The organism is Lederbergia wuyishanensis, assembly GCF_022900255.1.
Lineage (GTDB): Bacteria > Bacillota > Bacilli > Bacillales > Bacillaceae_C > Lederbergia > Lederbergia wuyishanensis.
In genome coordinates, this window is the sequence record NZ_JALIRM010000001.1 from 544954 (window position 1) to 564559 (window position 19606).

At 33.8% G+C, this 19606-nt stretch carries 26 protein-coding genes; 18 read left to right on the plus strand and 8 right to left on the minus strand.

Annotated features, from left to right (window positions below):
* Nucleotides 1–150: 150 nt before the first annotated feature.
* Both sirA and MT489_RS02740 read left to right on the plus strand, forming a co-directional pair.
* Nucleotides 151–588 carry a sporulation inhibitor of replication protein SirA gene (sirA, locus tag MT489_RS02735; protein WP_244679965.1) on the plus strand — a complete coding sequence of 146 codons (438 nt, stop codon included), beginning with the start codon at nucleotides 151–153 and terminating at the stop codon, nucleotides 586–588.
* A 75-nt stretch (nucleotides 589–663) separates the two neighbouring features.
* Nucleotides 664–876, plus strand: coding sequence for a YneF family protein (locus MT489_RS02740; protein WP_244679966.1), 213 nt, complete (start codon nucleotides 664–666; stop codon nucleotides 874–876).
* Nucleotides 877–1027: 151 nt separating this feature from the next.
* Here the strand turns inward: MT489_RS02740 and MT489_RS02745 are convergent, their stop codons facing one another.
* Complete coding sequence (locus MT489_RS02745; RefSeq protein WP_244679967.1) at nucleotides 1028–1183, minus strand: aspartyl-phosphate phosphatase Spo0E family protein; 156 nt, start codon at nucleotides 1181–1183, stop codon at nucleotides 1028–1030.
* A 293-nt stretch (nucleotides 1184–1476) separates the two neighbouring features.
* Here MT489_RS02745 and MT489_RS02750 point away from each other — a divergent pair, with 293 nt between their 5' ends.
* On the plus strand, nucleotides 1477–2187 hold the full coding sequence (locus tag MT489_RS02750; RefSeq protein WP_244679968.1) for a cytochrome c biogenesis CcdA family protein: 711 nt from the start codon (nucleotides 1477–1479) through the stop codon (nucleotides 2185–2187).
* Nucleotides 2188–2266: 79 nt separating this feature from the next.
* Nucleotides 2267–2731, plus strand: a complete 465-nt coding sequence (locus tag MT489_RS02755; protein ID WP_244679969.1) for a CcdC family protein — start codon at nucleotides 2267–2269, stop codon at nucleotides 2729–2731.
* A 24-nt stretch (nucleotides 2732–2755) separates the two neighbouring features.
* On the opposite strand, the gene MT489_RS02760 is transcribed toward MT489_RS02755, so the two are convergent.
* From MT489_RS02760 to MT489_RS02770, 3 genes are read right to left on the minus strand one after another with little or no spacing between them, the layout of a single operon-like run.
* Nucleotides 2756–3115, minus strand: coding sequence for a fluoride efflux transporter FluC (locus MT489_RS02760; protein WP_244679970.1), 360 nt, complete (start codon nucleotides 3113–3115; stop codon nucleotides 2756–2758).
* Nucleotides 3112–3507 (minus strand): fluoride efflux transporter CrcB, encoded by a 396-nt coding sequence (gene crcB, locus MT489_RS02765; protein WP_244680617.1) that lies wholly within the window; start codon nucleotides 3505–3507, stop codon nucleotides 3112–3114. Before crcB ends, MT489_RS02760 begins: the two co-directional genes overlap by 4 nt.
* 19 nt (nucleotides 3508–3526) lie before the next feature.
* Nucleotides 3527–3958, minus strand: coding sequence for a DUF2621 domain-containing protein (locus tag MT489_RS02770; RefSeq protein ID WP_244679971.1), 432 nt, complete (start codon nucleotides 3956–3958; stop codon nucleotides 3527–3529).
* A 220-nt stretch (nucleotides 3959–4178) separates the two neighbouring features.
* Between MT489_RS02770 and MT489_RS02775 the strand changes: the two genes are divergently transcribed.
* The 3 genes from MT489_RS02775 to MT489_RS02785 are packed head-to-tail and all read left to right on the plus strand — an operon-like array spanning nucleotide 4179 to nucleotide 8645.
* Complete coding sequence (locus tag MT489_RS02775; RefSeq protein WP_244679972.1) at nucleotides 4179–5324, plus strand: exonuclease SbcCD subunit D; 1146 nt, start codon at nucleotides 4179–4181, stop codon at nucleotides 5322–5324.
* Nucleotides 5321–8455 (plus strand): AAA family ATPase, encoded by a 3135-nt coding sequence (locus MT489_RS02780; protein ID WP_244679973.1) that lies wholly within the window; start codon nucleotides 5321–5323, stop codon nucleotides 8453–8455. Before MT489_RS02775 ends, MT489_RS02780 begins: the two co-directional genes overlap by 4 nt.
* 10 nt (nucleotides 8456–8465) lie before the next feature.
* A complete protein-coding gene (locus MT489_RS02785) occupies nucleotides 8466–8645 on the plus strand; it encodes a hypothetical protein (RefSeq protein ID WP_244679974.1) in 180 nt (59 codons plus the stop codon).
* A 503-nt stretch (nucleotides 8646–9148) separates the two neighbouring features.
* Here MT489_RS02785 and MT489_RS02790 read toward each other — a convergent pair.
* Nucleotides 9149–9361 carry a hypothetical protein gene (locus tag MT489_RS02790; protein WP_244679975.1) on the minus strand — a complete coding sequence of 71 codons (213 nt, stop codon included), beginning with the start codon at nucleotides 9359–9361 and terminating at the stop codon, nucleotides 9149–9151.
* A 192-nt stretch (nucleotides 9362–9553) separates the two neighbouring features.
* Between MT489_RS02790 and MT489_RS02795 the strand changes: the two genes are divergently transcribed.
* The 3 genes from MT489_RS02795 (at nucleotide 9554) to MT489_RS02805 (ending at nucleotide 11821) form a co-directional block, all read left to right on the plus strand.
* Entirely contained in the window at nucleotides 9554–9967 is a 414-nt protein-coding gene (locus MT489_RS02795) for a general stress protein (RefSeq protein ID WP_244679976.1), read from the plus strand.
* Nucleotides 9968–10322: 355 nt separating this feature from the next.
* Complete coding sequence (locus MT489_RS02800; RefSeq protein ID WP_244679977.1) at nucleotides 10323–11171, plus strand: STAS domain-containing protein; 849 nt, start codon at nucleotides 10323–10325, stop codon at nucleotides 11169–11171.
* Nucleotides 11172–11203: 32 nt separating this feature from the next.
* Nucleotides 11204–11821 carry a lytic transglycosylase domain-containing protein gene (locus MT489_RS02805; protein WP_244679978.1) on the plus strand — a complete coding sequence of 206 codons (618 nt, stop codon included), beginning with the start codon at nucleotides 11204–11206 and terminating at the stop codon, nucleotides 11819–11821.
* Nucleotides 11822–11865: 44 nt separating this feature from the next.
* Here the strand turns inward: MT489_RS02805 and MT489_RS02810 are convergent, their stop codons facing one another.
* Nucleotides 11866–12129 (minus strand): GlsB/YeaQ/YmgE family stress response membrane protein, encoded by a 264-nt coding sequence (locus tag MT489_RS02810; RefSeq protein WP_244679979.1) that lies wholly within the window; start codon nucleotides 12127–12129, stop codon nucleotides 11866–11868.
* 357 nt (nucleotides 12130–12486) lie between these two features.
* On the opposite strand from MT489_RS02810, the gene acnA reads away from it, so the two are divergent.
* The 7 genes from acnA to MT489_RS02845 all read left to right on the plus strand — a co-directional run bounded on the left by acnA (nucleotide 12487) and on the right by MT489_RS02845 (nucleotide 17194).
* A complete protein-coding gene (gene acnA, locus MT489_RS02815; RefSeq protein ID WP_244679980.1) occupies nucleotides 12487–15204 on the plus strand; it encodes an aconitate hydratase AcnA in 2718 nt (905 codons plus the stop codon).
* A gap of 126 nt (nucleotides 15205–15330) precedes the next feature.
* The gene (locus tag MT489_RS02820) at nucleotides 15331–15459 is read left to right on the plus strand and encodes an FbpB family small basic protein (protein ID WP_244679981.1); all 129 of its coding nucleotides are present in this window, start codon (nucleotides 15331–15333) and stop codon (nucleotides 15457–15459) included.
* 55 nt (nucleotides 15460–15514) lie between these two features.
* Complete coding sequence (locus MT489_RS02825) at nucleotides 15515–15658, plus strand: acid-soluble spore protein N (RefSeq protein ID WP_244679982.1); 144 nt, start codon at nucleotides 15515–15517, stop codon at nucleotides 15656–15658.
* Nucleotides 15659–15699: 41 nt separating this feature from the next.
* A complete protein-coding gene (gene tlp, locus MT489_RS02830) occupies nucleotides 15700–15936 on the plus strand; it encodes a small acid-soluble spore protein Tlp (protein WP_244679983.1) in 237 nt (78 codons plus the stop codon).
* 187 nt (nucleotides 15937–16123) lie between these two features.
* A complete protein-coding gene (locus tag MT489_RS02835) occupies nucleotides 16124–16561 on the plus strand; it encodes an acyl-CoA thioesterase (RefSeq protein ID WP_244679984.1) in 438 nt (145 codons plus the stop codon).
* 1 nt (nucleotide 16562) lies between these two features.
* Nucleotides 16563–16874, plus strand: coding sequence for a hypothetical protein (locus tag MT489_RS02840; RefSeq protein ID WP_244679985.1), 312 nt, complete (start codon nucleotides 16563–16565; stop codon nucleotides 16872–16874).
* Nucleotides 16875–16894: 20 nt separating this feature from the next.
* The gene (locus tag MT489_RS02845; RefSeq protein ID WP_244679986.1) at nucleotides 16895–17194 is read left to right on the plus strand and encodes a HesB/YadR/YfhF family protein; all 300 of its coding nucleotides are present in this window, start codon (nucleotides 16895–16897) and stop codon (nucleotides 17192–17194) included.
* A gap of 26 nt (nucleotides 17195–17220) precedes the next feature.
* On the opposite strand, the gene MT489_RS02850 is transcribed toward MT489_RS02845, so the two are convergent.
* Together MT489_RS02850 and plsY are read right to left on the minus strand one after the other, a co-directional pair.
* A complete protein-coding gene (locus MT489_RS02850; protein ID WP_244679987.1) occupies nucleotides 17221–18360 on the minus strand; it encodes a CapA family protein in 1140 nt (379 codons plus the stop codon).
* A gap of 48 nt (nucleotides 18361–18408) precedes the next feature.
* Nucleotides 18409–18990: a glycerol-3-phosphate 1-O-acyltransferase PlsY gene (plsY, locus tag MT489_RS02855; RefSeq protein WP_244679988.1), complete on the minus strand. Its 582-nt coding sequence runs from the start codon at nucleotides 18988–18990 to the stop codon at nucleotides 18409–18411.
* 170 nt (nucleotides 18991–19160) lie between these two features.
* On the opposite strand from plsY, the gene MT489_RS02860 reads away from it, so the two are divergent.
* Nucleotides 19161–19574: a CoA-binding protein gene (locus tag MT489_RS02860; protein ID WP_244679989.1), complete on the plus strand. Its 414-nt coding sequence runs from the start codon at nucleotides 19161–19163 to the stop codon at nucleotides 19572–19574.
* The last annotated feature ends 32 nt before the right edge of the window (nucleotides 19575–19606 follow it).

The following is a 19606-nucleotide window of genomic DNA, read 5'->3' on the forward strand; positions in this document are numbered from 1 at the left end:
AAATACGCAGGAATTATGAAATCTTTAAAGAATATTTAAGAATGAAGTAGATAATAAATACTATTTTTAATTATTCGTACAACTTTAGACAATTATTTTACAAAACCTCGTCTACAATAGGAGGAAAGGTGACTGAGGAGTGAAAATGATATGAGAATCTATCTAATATATTTAATAGAGGATGAATTTGCAGATTTTTTTTATGGTAGAGAAAGTAAATTTGTAGAACTTTTCATTGCCGAGCGAAGATTACGCGGCGAAATGAAGGAAATAGTTCAAAAACAAATTAGATACATAACGAAACCATTGCCATATTTAGATCTACATAAACATCTAGCTCACTCGGTCGAAAATAAGGAGTTTTATATAAAAGGAAAAGTTTATTGTACTGAAAATACGAACCTTCATCAAGGTGCTGAATTATCGATAGGCGAACATTGTTTACAATTAAAAGCTTGGGGAAGCTATGCCTGTGAATCGATATTTTTTGAGGTGCTGAGGAAATTTAATGGCCGTTTTCTAGCAATGGATATTGAAAATGATCAGTATGGTTGGGTAAAACCTATTAAAGAACGAAAATTCGTATGAAAACGTCATACATTATTGTATAATATTCGGGTATTTAGTAAACTGAGGTGTAGACAATTTGAAGGAGGAAAAAGGATGTTTTGGTATTTTTTCTGGGCTTTTGTGGGAATTTTAGCAGGCGTGGCACTTGGCTTCTTTATTGCCCGTAAATATATGATGAATTATCTTAAGAAAAACCCACCGATTAATGAACAAATGTTAAAAATGATGATGATGCAAATGGGCATGAAGCCATCCCAAAAGAAAATCAATCAAATGATGAGTGCGATGAATAAACAAATGAAATAATTAATATCTTTTCATGGATATGAAAAAACGGACGCCATAAAAATTTATGAAGGCATCCGTTTTTTTATTATTACTTTGTACTTGAATTTACTGTTTTTCAAATATTCCATAGTTTTACCACTGACTTATTGATTAAAGTGTAAAAACTTAATCACGCTTTTTTTAATAGTAAATACTGATTTATTAGAGTATCCAGTTCCATACTATACTGAAGAGACAATGTCGATGTCAAACCGGTTTGAGCAGCGACTGAAAGTAATTGTTGACGTTTTGTTTCAATTTTAGCAAGAAGCTGTTTATTTGACATAGTCTATTATCCTTTCTATGATGAAATTTGTTTCCTCATTATATTTTATAAAGGCATATTCATTTCGTTTTATAAGTATGTAGTATAAAAATATGTATAGTAATTATACGAATGAATGATTAAAACGTTTCAATAGAAAAAATCAACTTAAAGGTATTAAGACGATAATAACATATTTATTAATGTTATAACAACTTTTTTTATTCGACACAGAAGATTCACAATCGATAAGTGACAGTAGGGGCCAAATATTTGATAGAATGAATGCAAAAGATATTAGGAGTTGTCATATAATGACCGGAGATATTAATTTGTTCTTGGCTTTGGGAGCAGGATTCCTAAGCTTCATATCGCCATGCTGCCTACCACTATACCCTGCATTTTTATCATATATTACAGGTATGTCTGTAAGTGAACTAAAAAATGAAAATGCGATGTTTAGACGTAGAAGTATGCTTCATACGCTCTTTTTCCTATTGGGCTTCTCTATTATTTTTGTCTTTCTAGGATTTAGTACTTCATATATAGGTAATTTTTTTCAGGAATATCAAAATTTAATTAGACAAATTGGTGCTATTTTTATAGTATTTTTCGGATTAATGGTAACAGGTATCTTTTCGCCGGAATTTCTCATGAAGGATCGCCGTTTTGAATTTAAACATCGTCCTGCAGGATATGTTGGTTCATCGCTAATCGGCATGGCGTTTGCCGCTGGTTGGACGCCATGTACAGGCCCAATTTTAATGATGGTTATCAGCCTAGCAGCATCTAACCCGGGTTCAGGAATGTTATACATGATTGCCTACACTCTCGGTTTTGCAATTCCGTTCTTTATTCTTTCTTTCTTTATAGGAAGGATGAATTGGATTCGTAAGCATAATGTTAAGATCATGAAAATAGGTGGGTACATTATGATTTTAGTCGGTATTCTCCTTTTCTTTGATGGTATGACCTTAATTATTAGTGTTTTATCCATGTTATTTGGTGATTTTGTAGGCTTTTAATTATGGCAGATATATATTGTTTCAATTTATAGTATCTTCGTGTATAATTTTCAAGTCAAATATTTTACAGACTTAAGGGATGATGGAATTGAAAATTTTAATACCTTCAATCTTAGCCGTCATGATGAGTATTGGAGTCATTTTTATTCGAATGAAGGCGTCGCATAAGCCTGTTTCTGCTAAGAAAATTATCCTTCCACCTGTTTTTATGAGTACGGGTGCTCTTATGTTTGTATCGCCCTATTTTCGAGTAACTGGCATGGAGATTGTAGAAGCAAGCATTGTAGGAATACTTTTTTCATTATTACTAATAAAAACTTCTAAATTTGAAGTACGTGATAATGCGGTATATTTAAAACGCTCTAAAGCATTTGCATTTATATTAATCGCTTTACTTATTATAAGAATTGTAGCTAAATCCATCTTAAGCCAGCAAATCGATGTTGGCCAATTAAGTGGGATGTTTTGGATATTGGCATTTGGAATGATTGTCCCTTGGCGAATCGCGATGTTCATACAATATAAAAAACTTGTTACTACATGAAAAAAAGCAGCTTAAGCTGCTTTTTTATTTTCCTATTGATATACCAATTGTAAGTCCTCCAAGGGCGAAAGTAATTCCGATAATATAACTTAAACAAGTATACAAGAACATCTTTTTATAATTGTTCTCTAAAATCATTTTCATGTTTTCAACCATAAATGTTGAATAAGTAGTAAAGGATCCTAAAAAACCAATACCGAAAAAAAGATTCATTCCTGTCGGTATAGATGCTCCTATAATAAAACCCAGGAAGAAGGAACCAATAATGTTCACTATAAAAGTGGGAATAGGAAATTGCGATTCACTAATCTTAATAAACTTACTAAAAGTATATCGGGCAATTGAACCTAAGAACCCACCTATGGCAACATAAAGTATTGTCATTCACTCATTACCTTCTTCCACTTTCCTCCGGAACCGATCAAAAAACCTATATATGCCATTCCTAATCCACCAATAAAACTTCCAATGAAATATATGAAGACTTGCATGTAAAGCTTGTCTAGCATCAATTGTACCATTTCATTACTGAATGTAGAAAAAGTGGTAAAGGAACCGATCAATCCGGTTCCTATGGAGAGTTGTATATAGGAGGGCAATTTAGGAAAACGACTGTAAAGCCCTGTTAAGAGTCCTAGTAAGTAAGAACCTAGTAGGTTAACGATCAAAGTGTCTAATGGAAGGTATTCATCAGATAGACCAAAATGAATATTGCTGACAAAAAAACGTAATAAACTTCCAATGATTCCGCCGATTCCCACTGCCAAATACTTCATATAGATCACCTAATATCCTCTATAAAAACAAATGTTCGTATGGTGTTGCATCAATATTCATTTCGGCAAGCTTCTTCTTTAAAAATTTATGATCTCTTTTTGGTGTTGCCATTATATAGCCTCTGATTAACACATCTAAATCAATTTTCTTTACTCTTTCTTTTAACGCAATTTCTCCTATTTTTCCTGCAATTTTTTGTCTTGCAACATCTCTGAACAATTCAGGTACTGGGCTGACTAGTTCATCAAGTAAGGATTTTTTATCTGGAGTCCATAGTTTTTGCGTTTTTTCAACATAGTATTCTTCCCAATCCATATCTGATTTTCCATCTTGTTTTGGCAACCTTTTTAAAAACTTTCGAAACATAAAAAAACCGCCTATCCCCATTAAAGATATGAGAACCACTACCCAAAAAAGAATAAACCACAAAAACCAACCAGAAAGAACCATACATTTCACCTCATTTCAAAACAAACCATCTCGTATACATTATAGCGAAAGAAAAAACTTAATGACAAGCGAGTAATATAAAAGGTGAACAGATATAATATAAATTTTCCGGAAATGTATATGTACAATCTGAATTTAAAAAAGGGAACTTATATTTTTGTGATAACCCCTATCTATATGTTTGGTATAATAGTAGAAAAGTGTTAAAGGGGTGGGGCGGATGAAGTTTATACATACGGCCGATTGGCATTTGGGTAAGCTTGTTCATGGAGTGTACATGACTGAAGATCAAAGATATGTTTTAAACCAATTTGTGCAGTTTATCGAAGAAGAAAACCCGGACGCAATTATAATTGCAGGGGATCTTTACGACCGTTCAGTGCCTCCTACTGAATCAGTGAGTCTTCTAGAAGAAATGTTGTTTAAAATAAATGTACAATTAAATGTTCCTATTCTAGCAATATCAGGAAACCATGACAGTGCGGAAAGACTTTCATTTGGATCTTCCTGGTATAAACATAGCAATCTTTACATTAATGGAAAAATAGAAGAAAGTTTTAAACCGATACATATAAATGGAGCAAATTTCTATTTAGTTCCATATACAGAACCAGGTATTATTAGGGAATATTTTCAAGATCAATCTATCTCTTCACATGATGATGCTATGAAGAGGATAGTTTCTGAAATTGAAGAATGTATAAATCCAAACGAACCAAATATTTTTGTCGGACATGCTTTTGTATTAGGTGGAAAAACAAGTGATTCCGAACGAACGTTATCTGTCGGGGGATCCGGCTGCGTTTCGATAGACCATTTTTCACCTTTTTCCTATACGGCATTAGGTCATTTACATAGCCCGGACGCAATTAAACACGATTCAGTTCGTTATTCAGGATCGCTGTTAAAGTATTCATTTTCAGAAGTAAATCATAAAAAGAGTGTTTCTATTATCGATATGAATCAAGATGGCTCATATGTGTTACAGGAAAAAACGATTAATCCACAAAAGGATATGAGGGAAATAAGCGGTTATTTGGAAGAACTATTAGATGTTAGTTTCTATCAACACCAAAAAGTAGACGACTATTTAAAGGTTACATTGTTAAATGAAGGTGCCTTAATCGACCCTATTAATAAACTTAGGCAAATTTATCCGAATGTCATGCATTTGGAAAGAAGAATTGAACTTTATGATTTAAAGAACAAACACTCCTTTACAAATAGTGGATTTGAGAAAAAATCTGAATTAGAATTATTTAATGATTTTTATCAAGAAATGACCACAAGTGAGTTCTCTGAGGAAAAAAGACGCTTAATGGCACAAATGATAGATGATGTGAAAAAAGGGATGGTGCTTGTATGAGACCATTAAAATTAATGATGCAAGCTTTCGGACCTTACGCAGAGACAGAAATAATCGATTTCTCAAAGCTTGAAAACCATACGATGTTTGTAATTTCAGGTAAAACTGGATCGGGTAAAACGACCATCTTTGATGGAATTAGTTTTGCCATATATGGTAGGGCCAGTGGAGACGATCGTGTTGGCGCTGATTTACGGAGTCAATTTGCCCAAGATGACCTCACAACGGAAGTTTCACTTGAGTTTTCATTAAAAGGCAATACGTATTACATATTGAGATCACCTCAACAAGAAAAGAAAAAAAGTCGCGGAGAAGGTTATACGGTTATTAATGCGAAAGCAGAACTATATATCATTGATCCTGCCGGGGAACGAAAGCTACTTGCTGCAAATGTTAGGGATACTGATGAAAAAATCAAGGAAATCATTCAATTAGATGCCAATCAATTTAGACAGATTTTGATGATACCCCAAGGCGAATTTCGTAAACTATTAACATCTGACAGTAAGGAAAAGGAAGCTATTTTGCAAAAGCTTTTTCATACGGAACTTTACAAACAAATTGAAGAAAAATTAAAAGAATTAGCCAGTAATCTAAAAAGAGAAGTTGAGCAAGGGATAACAGAAAGAAGCCGCCTTTTAAAAAACATTGTATACAAACAGAATGAGCAATTAGATGAAGCATTACAGGCAGACCAACTTAATGACACGAATATTTTATTATTATTAGAAGATCAAATCATTAAGATGGAAAAAGAAAAAGATTTAATGAAAAATAAAATGGAGCAACAAAAGTTACATAGAGACGAAGCTAAACGTCTTGTTGATGCAGCGGAAGATTTATTAAAGCAGATGAAGGTTCGAGATGAGCTCCTTGAAAAAAAGAGAGCATTATTAAACAAAGAGGAAGACATTGTTTTAGCAAAAAAAGAAATTGACATGGCTCACAAAGCTAATAAAATCCAGCATCAAGAAGAACTGTGTCAAAGATTAAAAATAGACCTAGAACATTTCGAAGTACGTATCAAATCTGAGAGTAGTCAATTAGAACAATTTGAAATTCAACTAAACAAGGCATATGAGCAACTCCACTTGGAAGAACAAAAGGCAAGTAAACGAGATCAATTATTTAGTGAACTATCAATGCTTAAGAACATGCGGGAAGGCGTTATTTCATATGCTTCAAGAAAAGCTAATGTTATAAAGTCGGAGAAAGACCTAATACAATGTCAAAATCAAATGACCATTACCAAAAGGAAATTAGAAGAAAAATCGAAAGAATTACAGGAACAGGAAAACAAATTAAAGGAACTAGAGAAGCTTCAAATTAAAGCTTTTGAATTAGATAGAGAAGTCGTAAAATTAGAAAGTGGGTTACGATATTTACAAACGCTAAATGCCTTTATCGAGAAGCATACTTCGTTAGAGGATAAGATAAGCATAAAAAAGTCAGAACTAGAACACGCCAAAAAAGTTGTAGATGACGCTAAAGAATCATTAAAAATAATAGAGAATCAATGGAATGCTGGACAAGCCGGACATCTTGCTACTTCATTAATTTCAGGACAGCCTTGCCCGGTATGTGGGTCATTAAAACATCCCAATCCAGCAATAGATAAAAACTTCCAAGTTGATGATAAAGACATTAAATCAGCTCAGGAAAATGTTGATTCCGCTTTTTCATACCACTCTCACATAGAAAGAGAATGGTTGATAATGAGCGCAGAATCAGATGTATTAAGGAATCAAATTGATGATACATTAAATAAAACATTAGATGCTATCCCTCATTTTTCAATAGAAGAGAAAGATGTATTTTTGGTTGATTATGAACTGCAGCTCTCGAAAACGAGTGAAGTATTAAGTAATCATAGATTACAAATAAAACGAATACCTGCCATTGAAAAAATCGTTTCACAACATAGAGAAGTGATAGAAGAGGTAAGGTTAACTTTAGAACATTTGCAAGAAAAAGAACGTCATCTTTCTATTATGCATTCAGAATCAGTTCTAATTCTTGAAAATCTTAGTCTTACTATTCCAGAAGAGCTAAGAGACATAGAAAAGTATAATAAAAAAGTGTCATACATTGAAAATGAAATAAAAAAAATGGATTATGCTTTAAAAACTGCGAGAGAGTCTGTTACGAAAAATAACGAGCAAGTGGCGCTAGTTAAGGGTACAATTAATACTCTACAAGATAATATCAAGTCTGTTTCAGAAACATTAAAAATTGAACGTAACATCTTTTTAGAAAAATTAGAAGAGGAAAAATTCACATCATTCAAGCATTATAGTGAATCTAAAAAGAATGTTAATGAAATTAATCAACTGGATAATATGGTTAGACAGTTCTATGAGGAACTAAGGTCAATTGCAGATAGGTTGTCAGATTATGAATCACGACTTGAAAACAAAGATCAGCCGGACTTGGAAAGCTTGCAAGATGCATTCATAGAAAGCGAAAAAATTCTTCAATTATTTGGAGAGCAATATTCCCATTTAAATATTCAGATTGAAAAAAATAATGAAATCAAAAGATCAGTAACTTTGATAAATCAACAAATTAAGGATTTAGAAAGTGAATATGAATTGGTAGGTCATTTGGCAGATATTACGAGGGGCCAAAATACATATAAGCTTTCTTTTGAACGCTTTGTACTTGCTTCTTTTTTGGATGGAATATTAGAATCTGCAAATGTTCGCCTTATAAAGATGACAAACGGAAGATACCAATTAATACGTAAAAAAAATCGCTCAAAGGGAAATATTCAAAGTGGATTGGAATTACTAGTGTTTGATCAATATACTGGACAAGAACGTCATGTAAAAACTCTTTCCGGTGGTGAAAGTTTTAAATCCGCTTTAGCACTTGCGCTTGGTCTTGCTGATATTGTTCAAGAATATGCTGGTGGGGTATCTTTAGAAACAATGTTTATTGATGAAGGATTTGGTACATTGGATCCCGAATCTCTTGATCAAGCGATTGAGGCGTTAATGGATATACAGAGCAGTGGAAGGCTTGTTGGAATTATCTCACATGTCCCAGAGTTAAAAGAGAGAATTGATGCAAGGCTGGAAGTGTTCGCTGACCATAATGGAAGCAAGACAGAATTTCAATTTATAGGTTGAAGGTGATTTATTGGAAAAGACATATTTCGTTATGACATTAGTATTTGGATGGATTATTACGGTAAGTCTAGCAATTTTTACTTATTTTGCATTTAAACTTGAATATTCTATTATTGGAATTTTCATCTTCTTAATACTTCTAGCATCCATTTCGATGAATATTATTATGATACGTAAGTGGAGGAAATAAAACGATTGAAGACCTGTTGATAATGTAGACAGGTCTTCAATCTTTATTTCTATTTTTTTCTTGGTTTTTAAGGAATACGATAAAAATGATAACAGCGGCAGTGAACATTACAAACATGACACCTGCTAGTAATACTGCAATACTTGTTATTCCCAATGCTATACCACCCCGTTTCTTTCAATCACTATTATTACCATATCATATTTAAATAAATAATTTGTTAAAAGTTTTTGAAGTTTATCATTTTCAAATAATTAACGATTACGAAAGTAAGATGGTTTCACGTAACATTGTAACTCTCTGGAGGGTTAAACATTGCAGGAAGAATAACCAGATGTAAAAACTATCCATTTTTAACTAGGTTAATATATACATTAATAACTCACGGAGTTTTGTCTCAAGCAAATCGCACCTAAAGCTTGACTAAGATTAATATTACTGGTTGCATTAAAAATTATATATCTTCAAAAAAGCGGTCAGTAAATTCTGACCGCTTTTAACGTCTAACCTTTAAAAGAAGAAAATAACTTAATTAATCCTGTTATTATGATTGCCAAAGCAAATATTACTACTACAATTACCGCAATCGTTAGCAAGATAGTAGCTAAAGCTCCAAGAAGGCTTGATACACTTGAAATAACGACTAATCCAATTAAAGCATAGGCAGCTAAAATACATGAGAGATATAAAGAGACGGTACTGTTATTCAGACTCATAATATACACCTCCTTAGAAGTATTCTATGTTCTTGTGAAAGTGAGTGTGTAGACAAGAATAAAACATAGTTAATTTTCCTAGATTTTTTGCATGATTAACTCCTTGTTTTAATTATTTGAGAAGAGGGTAATTTAAACAAAGGCACGGTATGCAAAATTGCCCAATAGATCAAGTAAGGAGAAGTGATACACATGGGAACTCAAATAGTTGGGATTTTTGACAGTCAGCAAGAAGTAATAAATGAAATTAAAAAATATGAAACTCAAGGTATTGACCGAGAAAAGTTCTCGGTTTTAGCAAAAGACGAGAGTAAAACTGATTATTTAACTGAGAAAATGGATGTTGATGAACAACATCCTGCTAATGAAGGGGCATTCGGAATATTAGGAGGCTTCCTTGCTGGTATTGGAGGAGGTGTTGCAGTACCGGGAATGTCAGTCCCAGGTACTGGACCTATAATGGCGGCCGGTCCAATGGCATCTGCATTTGTTGGGAATAATGGGGATTTACGGAATATGTTTTTATCAATGGGAAATGAAGAACTTACTGATCGCTATATGGAAGATTTGGATGCTGGCAAAATAATTCTTTTTTTAGAAGATTAAAGCGTAAAGCACCTAAGCGAATATGCTAAGGTGCTTTTTAATTTGTTTAAGAGGAAATAATAATTGAAACCGTGGGTTAAGTTTCCGTCTAGTACCTAGTAATTTTTGAGGAACTTTTCCTACAGGAATAAAATATTTACTCTCCCATGACCGCCGTTTCCCCAGATTCAGTTAACGAACTATAAGGACATTAAATAAGGTTCCCATGGTTCTAAACTGCTTGTAAGTTTTAAAAAATGTTTATCTTTATATTTTTGATATAAATTTTATTAACTTGCGATTTCTTTCTGTTTTTCCCATAATAAAAATTATACCTTTGGTTTGGAAATATTTTAGAAAGGAAGATCATCTCACCATGAATCATATAGAACAGAAAATGTATGAATATTTGAACACCCATGCGTCGAATATGACTTCAGAATGGATAAATCAAGCTTATACAAGCGGTACGGGAGTATACGCACAACCAAAAGATTCGGACGTTTATAGTCAATTGCGCCTTATGAATAAACAATTTTGTTTAACATTAACAAATAATCTATTTGGGAAAGAGGAATCTTTACAAGAATGGGCAACCTCTATTGCATCTGCAAGGACACGTACCGCAACACCTCTTTATGATGTTATTGTTAACTTTTCAATCTTTAGGAGTATTTATTATTCTTATATTGAAAAGTTTATTGAGGGAAATAGAGATGAAATATCAGGTAATATGGTTATAAAATGGGTTCGGATAATAAGTAAGAAATTTGATAAAGCAACACAACTAGTCACTAAAAAATATATGGATGATTATGAATACATATTTACTTCTCAACAAGAAACCATTCTTGAATTAGGTACACCAGTTATTAAGGTTGATAAAAAAATAGGAATTATCCCTTTAGTTGGTGAAATAGATACATACCGAGCATCAAAATTGCTTGAAACTAGTTTGAATAAAGCAAGTGAAATGGAGTTAGAATGGATAATTCTTGATCTATCAGGAGTACCGGTTTTAGATACTATGGTTGCTAATCAAATATTTCAACTTGGAGAAACTTTTCGCTTACTGGATATATCGATGATTATCACAGGAATGAGACCAGAAATAGCACAAACGAGCATTAGTTTAGGACTAGATTTCTCCCAAATGAAAACATTTGCTCATCTGTATCAGGCAATTCATTATTTACGAGATAATTTGACCATTGTAACAAATTGATCTTCTTTTCGAAATTAGGAGGAGAAATGTAGGTGAAGCAAATAAGCAAAAATAATAAATCAGGCAAGAACCAATCTCAAAGAAAGCGAATGGTTTTGCTTATTCTATTTATTCCTATTCTCACATTTATTATGTTAGGGATTTATTCTAATAATAAACCCAAACAATCCGAACCTGAACGATCTATCATTCCTGAGGAATTTATTCCAATTTACTATTCTGCTGAAGAAAAATTTGGTGTTCCATGGTATTTACTGGCAGCCATTCATAGAGTGGAAACTATTTTCTCATCAATGGACCCAATGTTATCTCCAGTTGGTGCTGAAGGTCATATGCAATTCATGCCATGCACTTTTGTAGGGTGGTCGCATCCCACGTGTTCTGATCTTGGACAAGGGGAAATCCCAGAAGAGGATAAAATGAATCCTGAAATTATCAAAAAATATAATGGTTATGGAATTGACGCTAATGGAGATGGTAAAGCAGATCCATGGGATATTGAAGACGCTATATATAGTGCCGCAAATTTTCTATCGAAAAGCGGGGCTGCAGACGGGGAAATTAGAAAAGCAATATTTGCATATAACCATAGTGATAAATACGTGGACGATGTTATGCATTATGTAAATCTGTATAAAAACTTAAAATAGGAACAGAAAAAACGGGAGGCCTGACCTCCCGCTCATTAAATATATTAAGTGTTTCGACGTCCTCTTGCCATAGAACCTAATATTAGACTTAATACGAAAACAAGAACTAACGATCCGATTAATGCTGGGACAATTGCAATACCTGCTACATCAGGACCCCAGTCACCAAATATTGCTCCGCCAAGCCATGCCCCAATTATACCTGCGATGATATTACCAATTATTCCTCCAGGGATATCCTTGCCTAAAATTAATCCAGCAAGCCATCCAATGATGCCACCTACAATAAGGTATAATAAAAAGCCCATTTTTCATTCATCTCCTTTAGGATTGTCTTTTCTTTGAGCTTGGTTATATTATTACCGGTTATATTAAAGGATAAACATTTTTATGAAAAGGATGATGAGAAATATATGGTAATGTATTTATTCATACATAAAAAACATAAATATTTTTCTTTATGTAAGATATTTGATATTATGAATGGTGGAGTTTTACTACATGTACGAAAGCTTTGATAAGTTTTCTTTATTGAAAACCATAACTTTCTCATAATTTACTTATGAGTAGAATTATCATAAGATAGTATTGTGAGTAAGTTTGGATAGTAATACTCAATTTATACTTTTTTTCTGATACTATTTATTAAAAAAGGGGGAATTAACATGGCACAAACTAAAAATGATGTTTTTGGTGCACGCTCTTCCTTCGATGTTGGCGGCAAACGCTATAACTTTTATCGTTTGGCAGCACTAGAGGAAGCAGGAGTAGCAAAAGTATCACGCTTGCCATATTCCATTAAAGTTCTACTTGAATCTGTATTAAGACAAATGGATGGACGTGTCATTAAAAAAGAACACGTTGAAGATTTAGCCAATTGGGCATCTGATGAGGAAAATAATGGTGAAGTACCATTTAAACCTTCCCGTGTAATTCTTCAAGACTTTACTGGAGTACCTGCTGTAGTTGACCTTGCATCATTAAGAAAAGCAATGTCAGATATTGGCGGAGATGCCGAAAAAATCAATCCTGAAATTCCAGTTGATTTAGTTATCGACCACTCTGTTCAAGTTGATACTTACGGAACTCCTGAAGCATTACAAGTGAACATGGATTTTGAATTTGAAAGAAATGCAGAGCGCTATGAGTTTTTAAGTTGGGCCCAAAAAGCATTTGATAACTACCGTGCTGTTCCACCTGCAACAGGTATCGTCCACCAAGTTAACTTAGAATATCTTGCTAATGTAGTTCATGCGATCGAAACTCCAAATGGAGATTTTGAGGCATACCCGGATACTCTAGTTGGTACAGACTCACATACTACAATGATCAACGGTGTTGGTGTTTTAGGATGGGGAGTCGGCGGTATTGAAGCAGAAGCTGGAATGCTTGGACAGCCTTCCTATTTCCCAATTCCAGAAGTTGTAGGAGTAAAATTAACAGGCGAACTACCAAATGGAGCAACTGCTACAGACTTAGCGCTTAAAGTGACTCAAGTTCTACGTGCTCATGGTGTAGTTGGAAAATTTGTTGAATTTTACGGACCAGGTGTAGCGAGCTTACCTCTCGCTGACCGTGCGACTATTGCTAACATGGCGCCTGAATATGGAGCTACTTGTGGATTTTTCCCAGTTGATGATGAAACATTAAATTATTTACGTTTAACTGGTCGTCCTGAAGAACAAATTCAACTTGTAGAGAAATACTTAAAAGAAAATGATATGTTCTTTAGTATTGATAAGGAAGATCCAGTATATAAAGATATCGTAGAGCTAGATTTATCTGAGATTGAGGCTAATCTTTCAGGACCAAAACGCCCGCAGGATTTAATTCCTCTTTCTAAAATGCAAAGTGCTTTCAAAGAAGCATTGCAATCTCCAGTTGGAAATCAAGGCTTTGGCTTAGATCCTGCTGAAATTACTAAGGAAGTAAAAGTAGAATTTAATAATGGCGACGAAGCTGTCATGAAGACAGGCGCAGTCGTTATTGCAGCTATTACAAGTTGTACAAATACTTCTAACCCTTATGTAATGCTTGGAGCAGGGTTGCTTGCGAAAAAAGCGGTTGAAAAAGGATTGCAAGTGCCGAAATATGTAAAAACATCACTTGCTCCTGGATCAAAAGTTGTAACAGGTTACCTTCGTGATGCTGGATTAATGCCATATATGTCTAAACTTGGTTTTGACCTTGTTGGATATGGATGTACTACATGTATTGGTAACTCTGGTCCATTGAAAGATGAAATCGAGAAATCAATTATTGAAAATGATTTACTTGTAACTTCAGTACTTTCCGGTAACCGTAACTTTGAAGGAAGAATCCATCCACTAGTTCGTGGAAACTACTTAGCTTCTCCTCCACTAGTTGTTGCATATGCTCTTGCAGGTACTGTAGATATCGATCTTAATAATGAGCCTCTTGGAAAAGATAAAGATGGCAATGATGTATTTATGAAAGATATTTGGCCAACTCGCGAAGAAGTTGTGGAAGTAGTTCAAAAAACTGTTACTCCGGAATTATTCCGTAAAGAATACGAACATGTATTTAGTGATAATAAACGTTGGAATGAAATTAAAACGAGCAATGATCCTTTATATAAATGGGATAATGACTCAACATATATTCAAAACCCACCATTCTTCGAAAATTTATCAAATGAATTAAATACAGTAAAACCATTAACTGGTTTACGTGTTGTTGGTAAATTTGGAGATTCAGTAACGACTGACCATATTTCTCCAGCTGGTGCAATCGGTAAAGACACTCCAGCAGGAAAATACTTGCTTGAAAAAGGAGTACAGCCTCGTGAATTTAACTCTTACGGTTCTCGCCGTGGAAATCATGAGGTAATGATGCGTGGTACATTTGCTAATATTCGTATCCGAAATCAAGTTGCACCTGGAACAGAAGGTGGCTTCACAACTTATTGGCCAACAGGGGAAGTAAGTTCTATTTATGATGCTTGCATGCGTTATAAGGAAGATGGAACAGGTCTTGTTGTGCTAGCAGGAAAAGATTATGGAATGGGTTCTTCACGTGACTGGGCTGCAAAAGGTACAAACCTATTAGGAATTAAAACAGTTATCGCTGAGAGCTTCGAGAGAATTCACCGTTCCAATCTTGCAATGATGGGTGTTCTCCCATTACAATTTAAAAAAGGCGAAAATGCAGAAGTTTTAGGATTAACAGGTAAAGAAGTCATCAATGTTCAAGTTGATGAAACGGTAAAACCTCGAGATATTATTAAAGTAACTGCTGTCGCTGAAGATGGTTCTAAGAAAGAATTCGAAGTACTTGTACGCTTTGATTCTGAAGTTGAAATTGATTACTATCGTAATGGTGGTATTCTACAAATGGTACTTCGCGGGAAACTAGCAGAATAATACTAGAAACACTTTGCTAACTAAGTTGGCAAAGTGTTTTTTACTTTATAAAAAGTTTGAAAATTTGGTTTAATCTTTCTGTTTTTTGACAATAATAATAGTAGAACAATTTGAGGAGTGAATGAATTGAGAAGACGTGGGAAAAAAACTTTTTTAGATCTTGTACAAGAAAATAAACAGGCATTATTAAATGATTCGAAAGCATTAGAGAGAATTGAAAGCAGATTAGATGAAAAGCATATGAGAAGAGCTTAACCTTATAATAATTCTTTCCTTTCTGGAAATAGTAATACAGAAGGGAGGAGAATGAATGAGTAATCCAAAAAGGGGCCAAGAAAATTTTACTCCTGATCACCTCGGTGAAAAGCAAGTTGCCGTCGATGCAAATAAAGGTAAAAAAATGGCAGATAAATCTGGTCAGCATCCTCATATTATTCAAACTAAAGGGGAATAATAATTCATCATGGAAAATCATCTAGAGAAGGGATGTAACATATGAACAATAATCGTAAACCTAAACCTGATGATCGCAGTGACAATGTAGAGAAACTTCAAGAAATGGTCCATAACACTATAGAGAATATGGAAGAAGCAGAAGCAACAATGGAATTCTCTAGTAGTGATGACCAAGAACACATTAAAGCAAAAAATGAAAGACGTCGTGAATCTATTGAAGGTATGCGAGAAGAAATAAAAGACGAAGCTTCAGAACAACATAATCAAGAATATTAACTACATTCCAAGTAAATTCTTCGTATAAAAAAACCGGCACATTGCCGGTTTTTTCATCTTTTTACAAAGTTGGAGTCCTAAGTGGAAATCAAAATCAGTAAAACACTTTTTATAAAAATCATATTAATTCAAACCGAGGATTGAATGTGATATTATTAACATATAAAAGAGTATAGGTGGCATACATATGGTTATTTCAGAAACGGAAATTGAGGTTCGTTATGCAGAAACAGACCAAATGGGGATTGTATACCATGCAAATTATTTAATTTGGATGGAAATTGGTCGCACTAAACTTATTGAAGAGTTAGGATTTAAATATGCGGATCTCGAAAAAGATGGAATATTAGCACCTGTAATAGATGTACAAGCTTCATACATACACCCTATTAAATATGGGGATATCGTAACGGTTAAAACATGGATAGAAGAATACAATGGTTTAAGAACTACTTATGGTTATGAGATATTATCATCAAATGGAGAGCTGGCTGTTACAGGATCTACAAAGCATGTCTGTGTAAGAAAAGACAGCTTTAAGCCAATAACGCTGCGTAAGTCATATCCAGATTGGCATGAGGTATATATGAACGCAAAAAAGCCAATTGACATTGAGGAGAAATAAAATGGCTTTTGGAATTACAAGAAATGAGTTGCTTCAATGGAAAAGTGATATTGATAAAGGAAAAATCGCCTTTCTTACCCATTATTGGCTCGATGATCGTTTTCCCGATATCCATACAGTTACAAAGGTCGGGTGTAAAGATTTAAAATTGCTTTCTGAGTGGGGTAAACAATATGGATTGAAAAAAGAATGGATTCATCATAGGAAAGATGGTTATTCCCATTTTGATTTGCTCGGCCAAAAACAAGTAGAAATTTTATTCAATGAAGGTTTGGAAGATCAATTGAAAACATTTTCTATTTTACATTCATAAAAGTCAGGGGGCTCATTAACATGCAAATTCATTTAACTAATAAGGCATCAGAATGGTTTCATAATGAGATGTTCCTAGAAAAAGGAGATTTTGTTCGTTTTTATGTCAGATATGGTGGGTCAAGTCCAATACAGCATGGCTTTTCTTTGGGAGTTAATAAAGAAGAACCAATTGATTTAGGTGTCTTAGAAGAGATAGATGGAATTAAATATTTTATCGAAAATAGAGATACTTGGTATTTTGATGGTCATGATTTGTATGTAGATTACAATGAAAAACTTGATGAACCTTTATATGAATATAAAAAAAATAACGGTTGATCCCTTTATGGGTCAACCGTTATTTTTTATTTTTTATTATAAAAAAACTTTTGAATTTCATCTCTACTATGCTTCGTAAATCCTTTATCTTTTGCAACATCAAGTGGATATAGCCTGTAAGTTCTAAAATTTATACTAGAAGAAAAGGTTGGCTCAAAATTTACTTTTTCGATTGAGGTAATGGAATTGTTACCTTTCACTTCTTTTTTTATAGTAATTTCAACCATTCCGCCAATGTCTTTATAATCCCATATTTGGCCAGATAAAAAGTTCCCTAAAGAATAAACAACGAGGCCTTTTTTTCCATCTGGTTTATCAAACCACTCCATAGGCTGAAGAACATGAGGATGATGTCCTAAAATAATGTCCGCACCTGCATTCATAAATTCGGCAGCTTGATCTTTCTGAATTTGATTAGGCTGCCGAACATATTCATCGCCCCAATGGATAGCCAATAAAACAAGATCGGATTTTGGTTTAGCTTCCTCAATATCTTTTATGACTTGTTTTGGATCTAATTGACTAACAAGGTATTCCTTTCCTTGAGGAATAGGAATACCGTTAAAGTGTGTTGCGTATGCTAGTACGGCAATTCTAATTCCATTTACAGTCATAATTCTAATGTTTGCCTTATCCTCAGGATCCTTAAATGTACCGGTATAAGGCAGTTTTTTCTTTTCATAATATCGGATAGCACTTAAAATCCCACGTTCCCCTTTATCAAGTGAATGGTTATTGGCTGTGGTTACCATATCAACACCAGCATTCATTAATGTGTCAACGATTTCATGTGGGCTATTAAATGACGGATAACTAGTTATACCAATTTCTGTTCCACCAGGAATAGACTCTTGATTTGCAATTAAAAAGTCAGGTCTTTGCAACAAAGATTTTACGGGTTCAAACATAGGATTAAAATCATAGCCGCTATTAGTTTTAGCGTCGTTATATACCCAATCATGAATTAAAATATCACCTATGCCGCCAATGACAGCCTCTGTTTTATATCCTTTTGGTTCAATCTCAATGTTTCTTTGATTTTGCGTGTTAATACTTTTATGTATCGTTTCTGAGGATTGTTTATTTTGGTATAAAAATAAAGTTATAATGCCTGACAGTAATACAATAATCAATATGACCCCAAATATTATACTTTTCCTATTCATCGGCATTCAATCTTTCTATTTTTTATTTTCTAAAGTAATTTTTTCAAGTTAAATCCATTTTACTTTAGGTTCTGTTTTATTAATAATCCTTTTTATGTTCGTTCGATGTCGGATTATAACAAATGATGCTAAAGCCACAGCGACAAGAATTAATGGTATATCTCTTGTAAAAAGTGAATAAATAACTGCGAATACTCCTGCCAATATAGATGATAACGATACGTATTTAGTCAATTTTAAACTTAATAGAAAAACTAAAACTAATAATATAAACAGTATAGGAACATAACCTAAAAGGATTCCGCCGGAAGTTGCGACAGCTTTCCCGCCTCGGAAACCTGCAAAGATTGGAAACATATGTCCTACTACAGCGAAAATCCCCGCAATCAATGGATGCATATCAACCCCAATAAACTTTGTTAATAAGATGACAATTGTTCCTTTTAATATATCGGCTAAAGTGACGGTGATTCCAGCCTTTTTTCCTAGTGTACGAAAAGTATTCGTACCCCCTAGATTACCACTACCATGCTGTCTAATATCTATTCCATAAAAGACCTTGCCTACGATCAGGCCTGAAGGTATGGATCCGATTAAATAAGCTCCTAGTAACACAAGTACATATTCCATAAACATTGCTCCTTTATCTAATACCTATCAATTCATTGTACCATGAAGATTCTGCAAAGAAAAAACAATTTTCCGCAGAAAATGTCATTCTGAGTATTGTACTTGCAACAATGCCTTTACTAAATTACCATAATATTCAACACCAATTTATTAATAGGGAGGAATTAGTTATGCCTATAGAAAATCCAAGCCGCGAAGAAATCGGAGAAATTTTAAAAAAAGCAAAAAGAATAGCTGTTGTCGGAATAAGCGATAATCCAGAAAGAACCTCATACATGGTATCTGAGGCGATGAAAAATGCCGGGTACGAAATAATTCCGGTTAATCCTCTCGTAGATGAGGTTTTGGGAACAAAAGCAGTGGCTTCTTTAAAGGACATCGAAGGACATGTAGATATAGTAAATATTTTTAGGCGTCCGGAGTTTTTACCTGAAATCGCCAAAGAGTTTACAGAAATTGATGCAGATGTATTTTGGGCACAATTAGGTATCGAAAATGAAGAGGCATATGAGTATTTAAAGGAAAAGGGATATACTGTTATAATGGATCGTTGTATTAAAGTAGAACATGCAATAACAAAATAATTTGGTTAAAACAAGCACTTAATTGGTGCTTG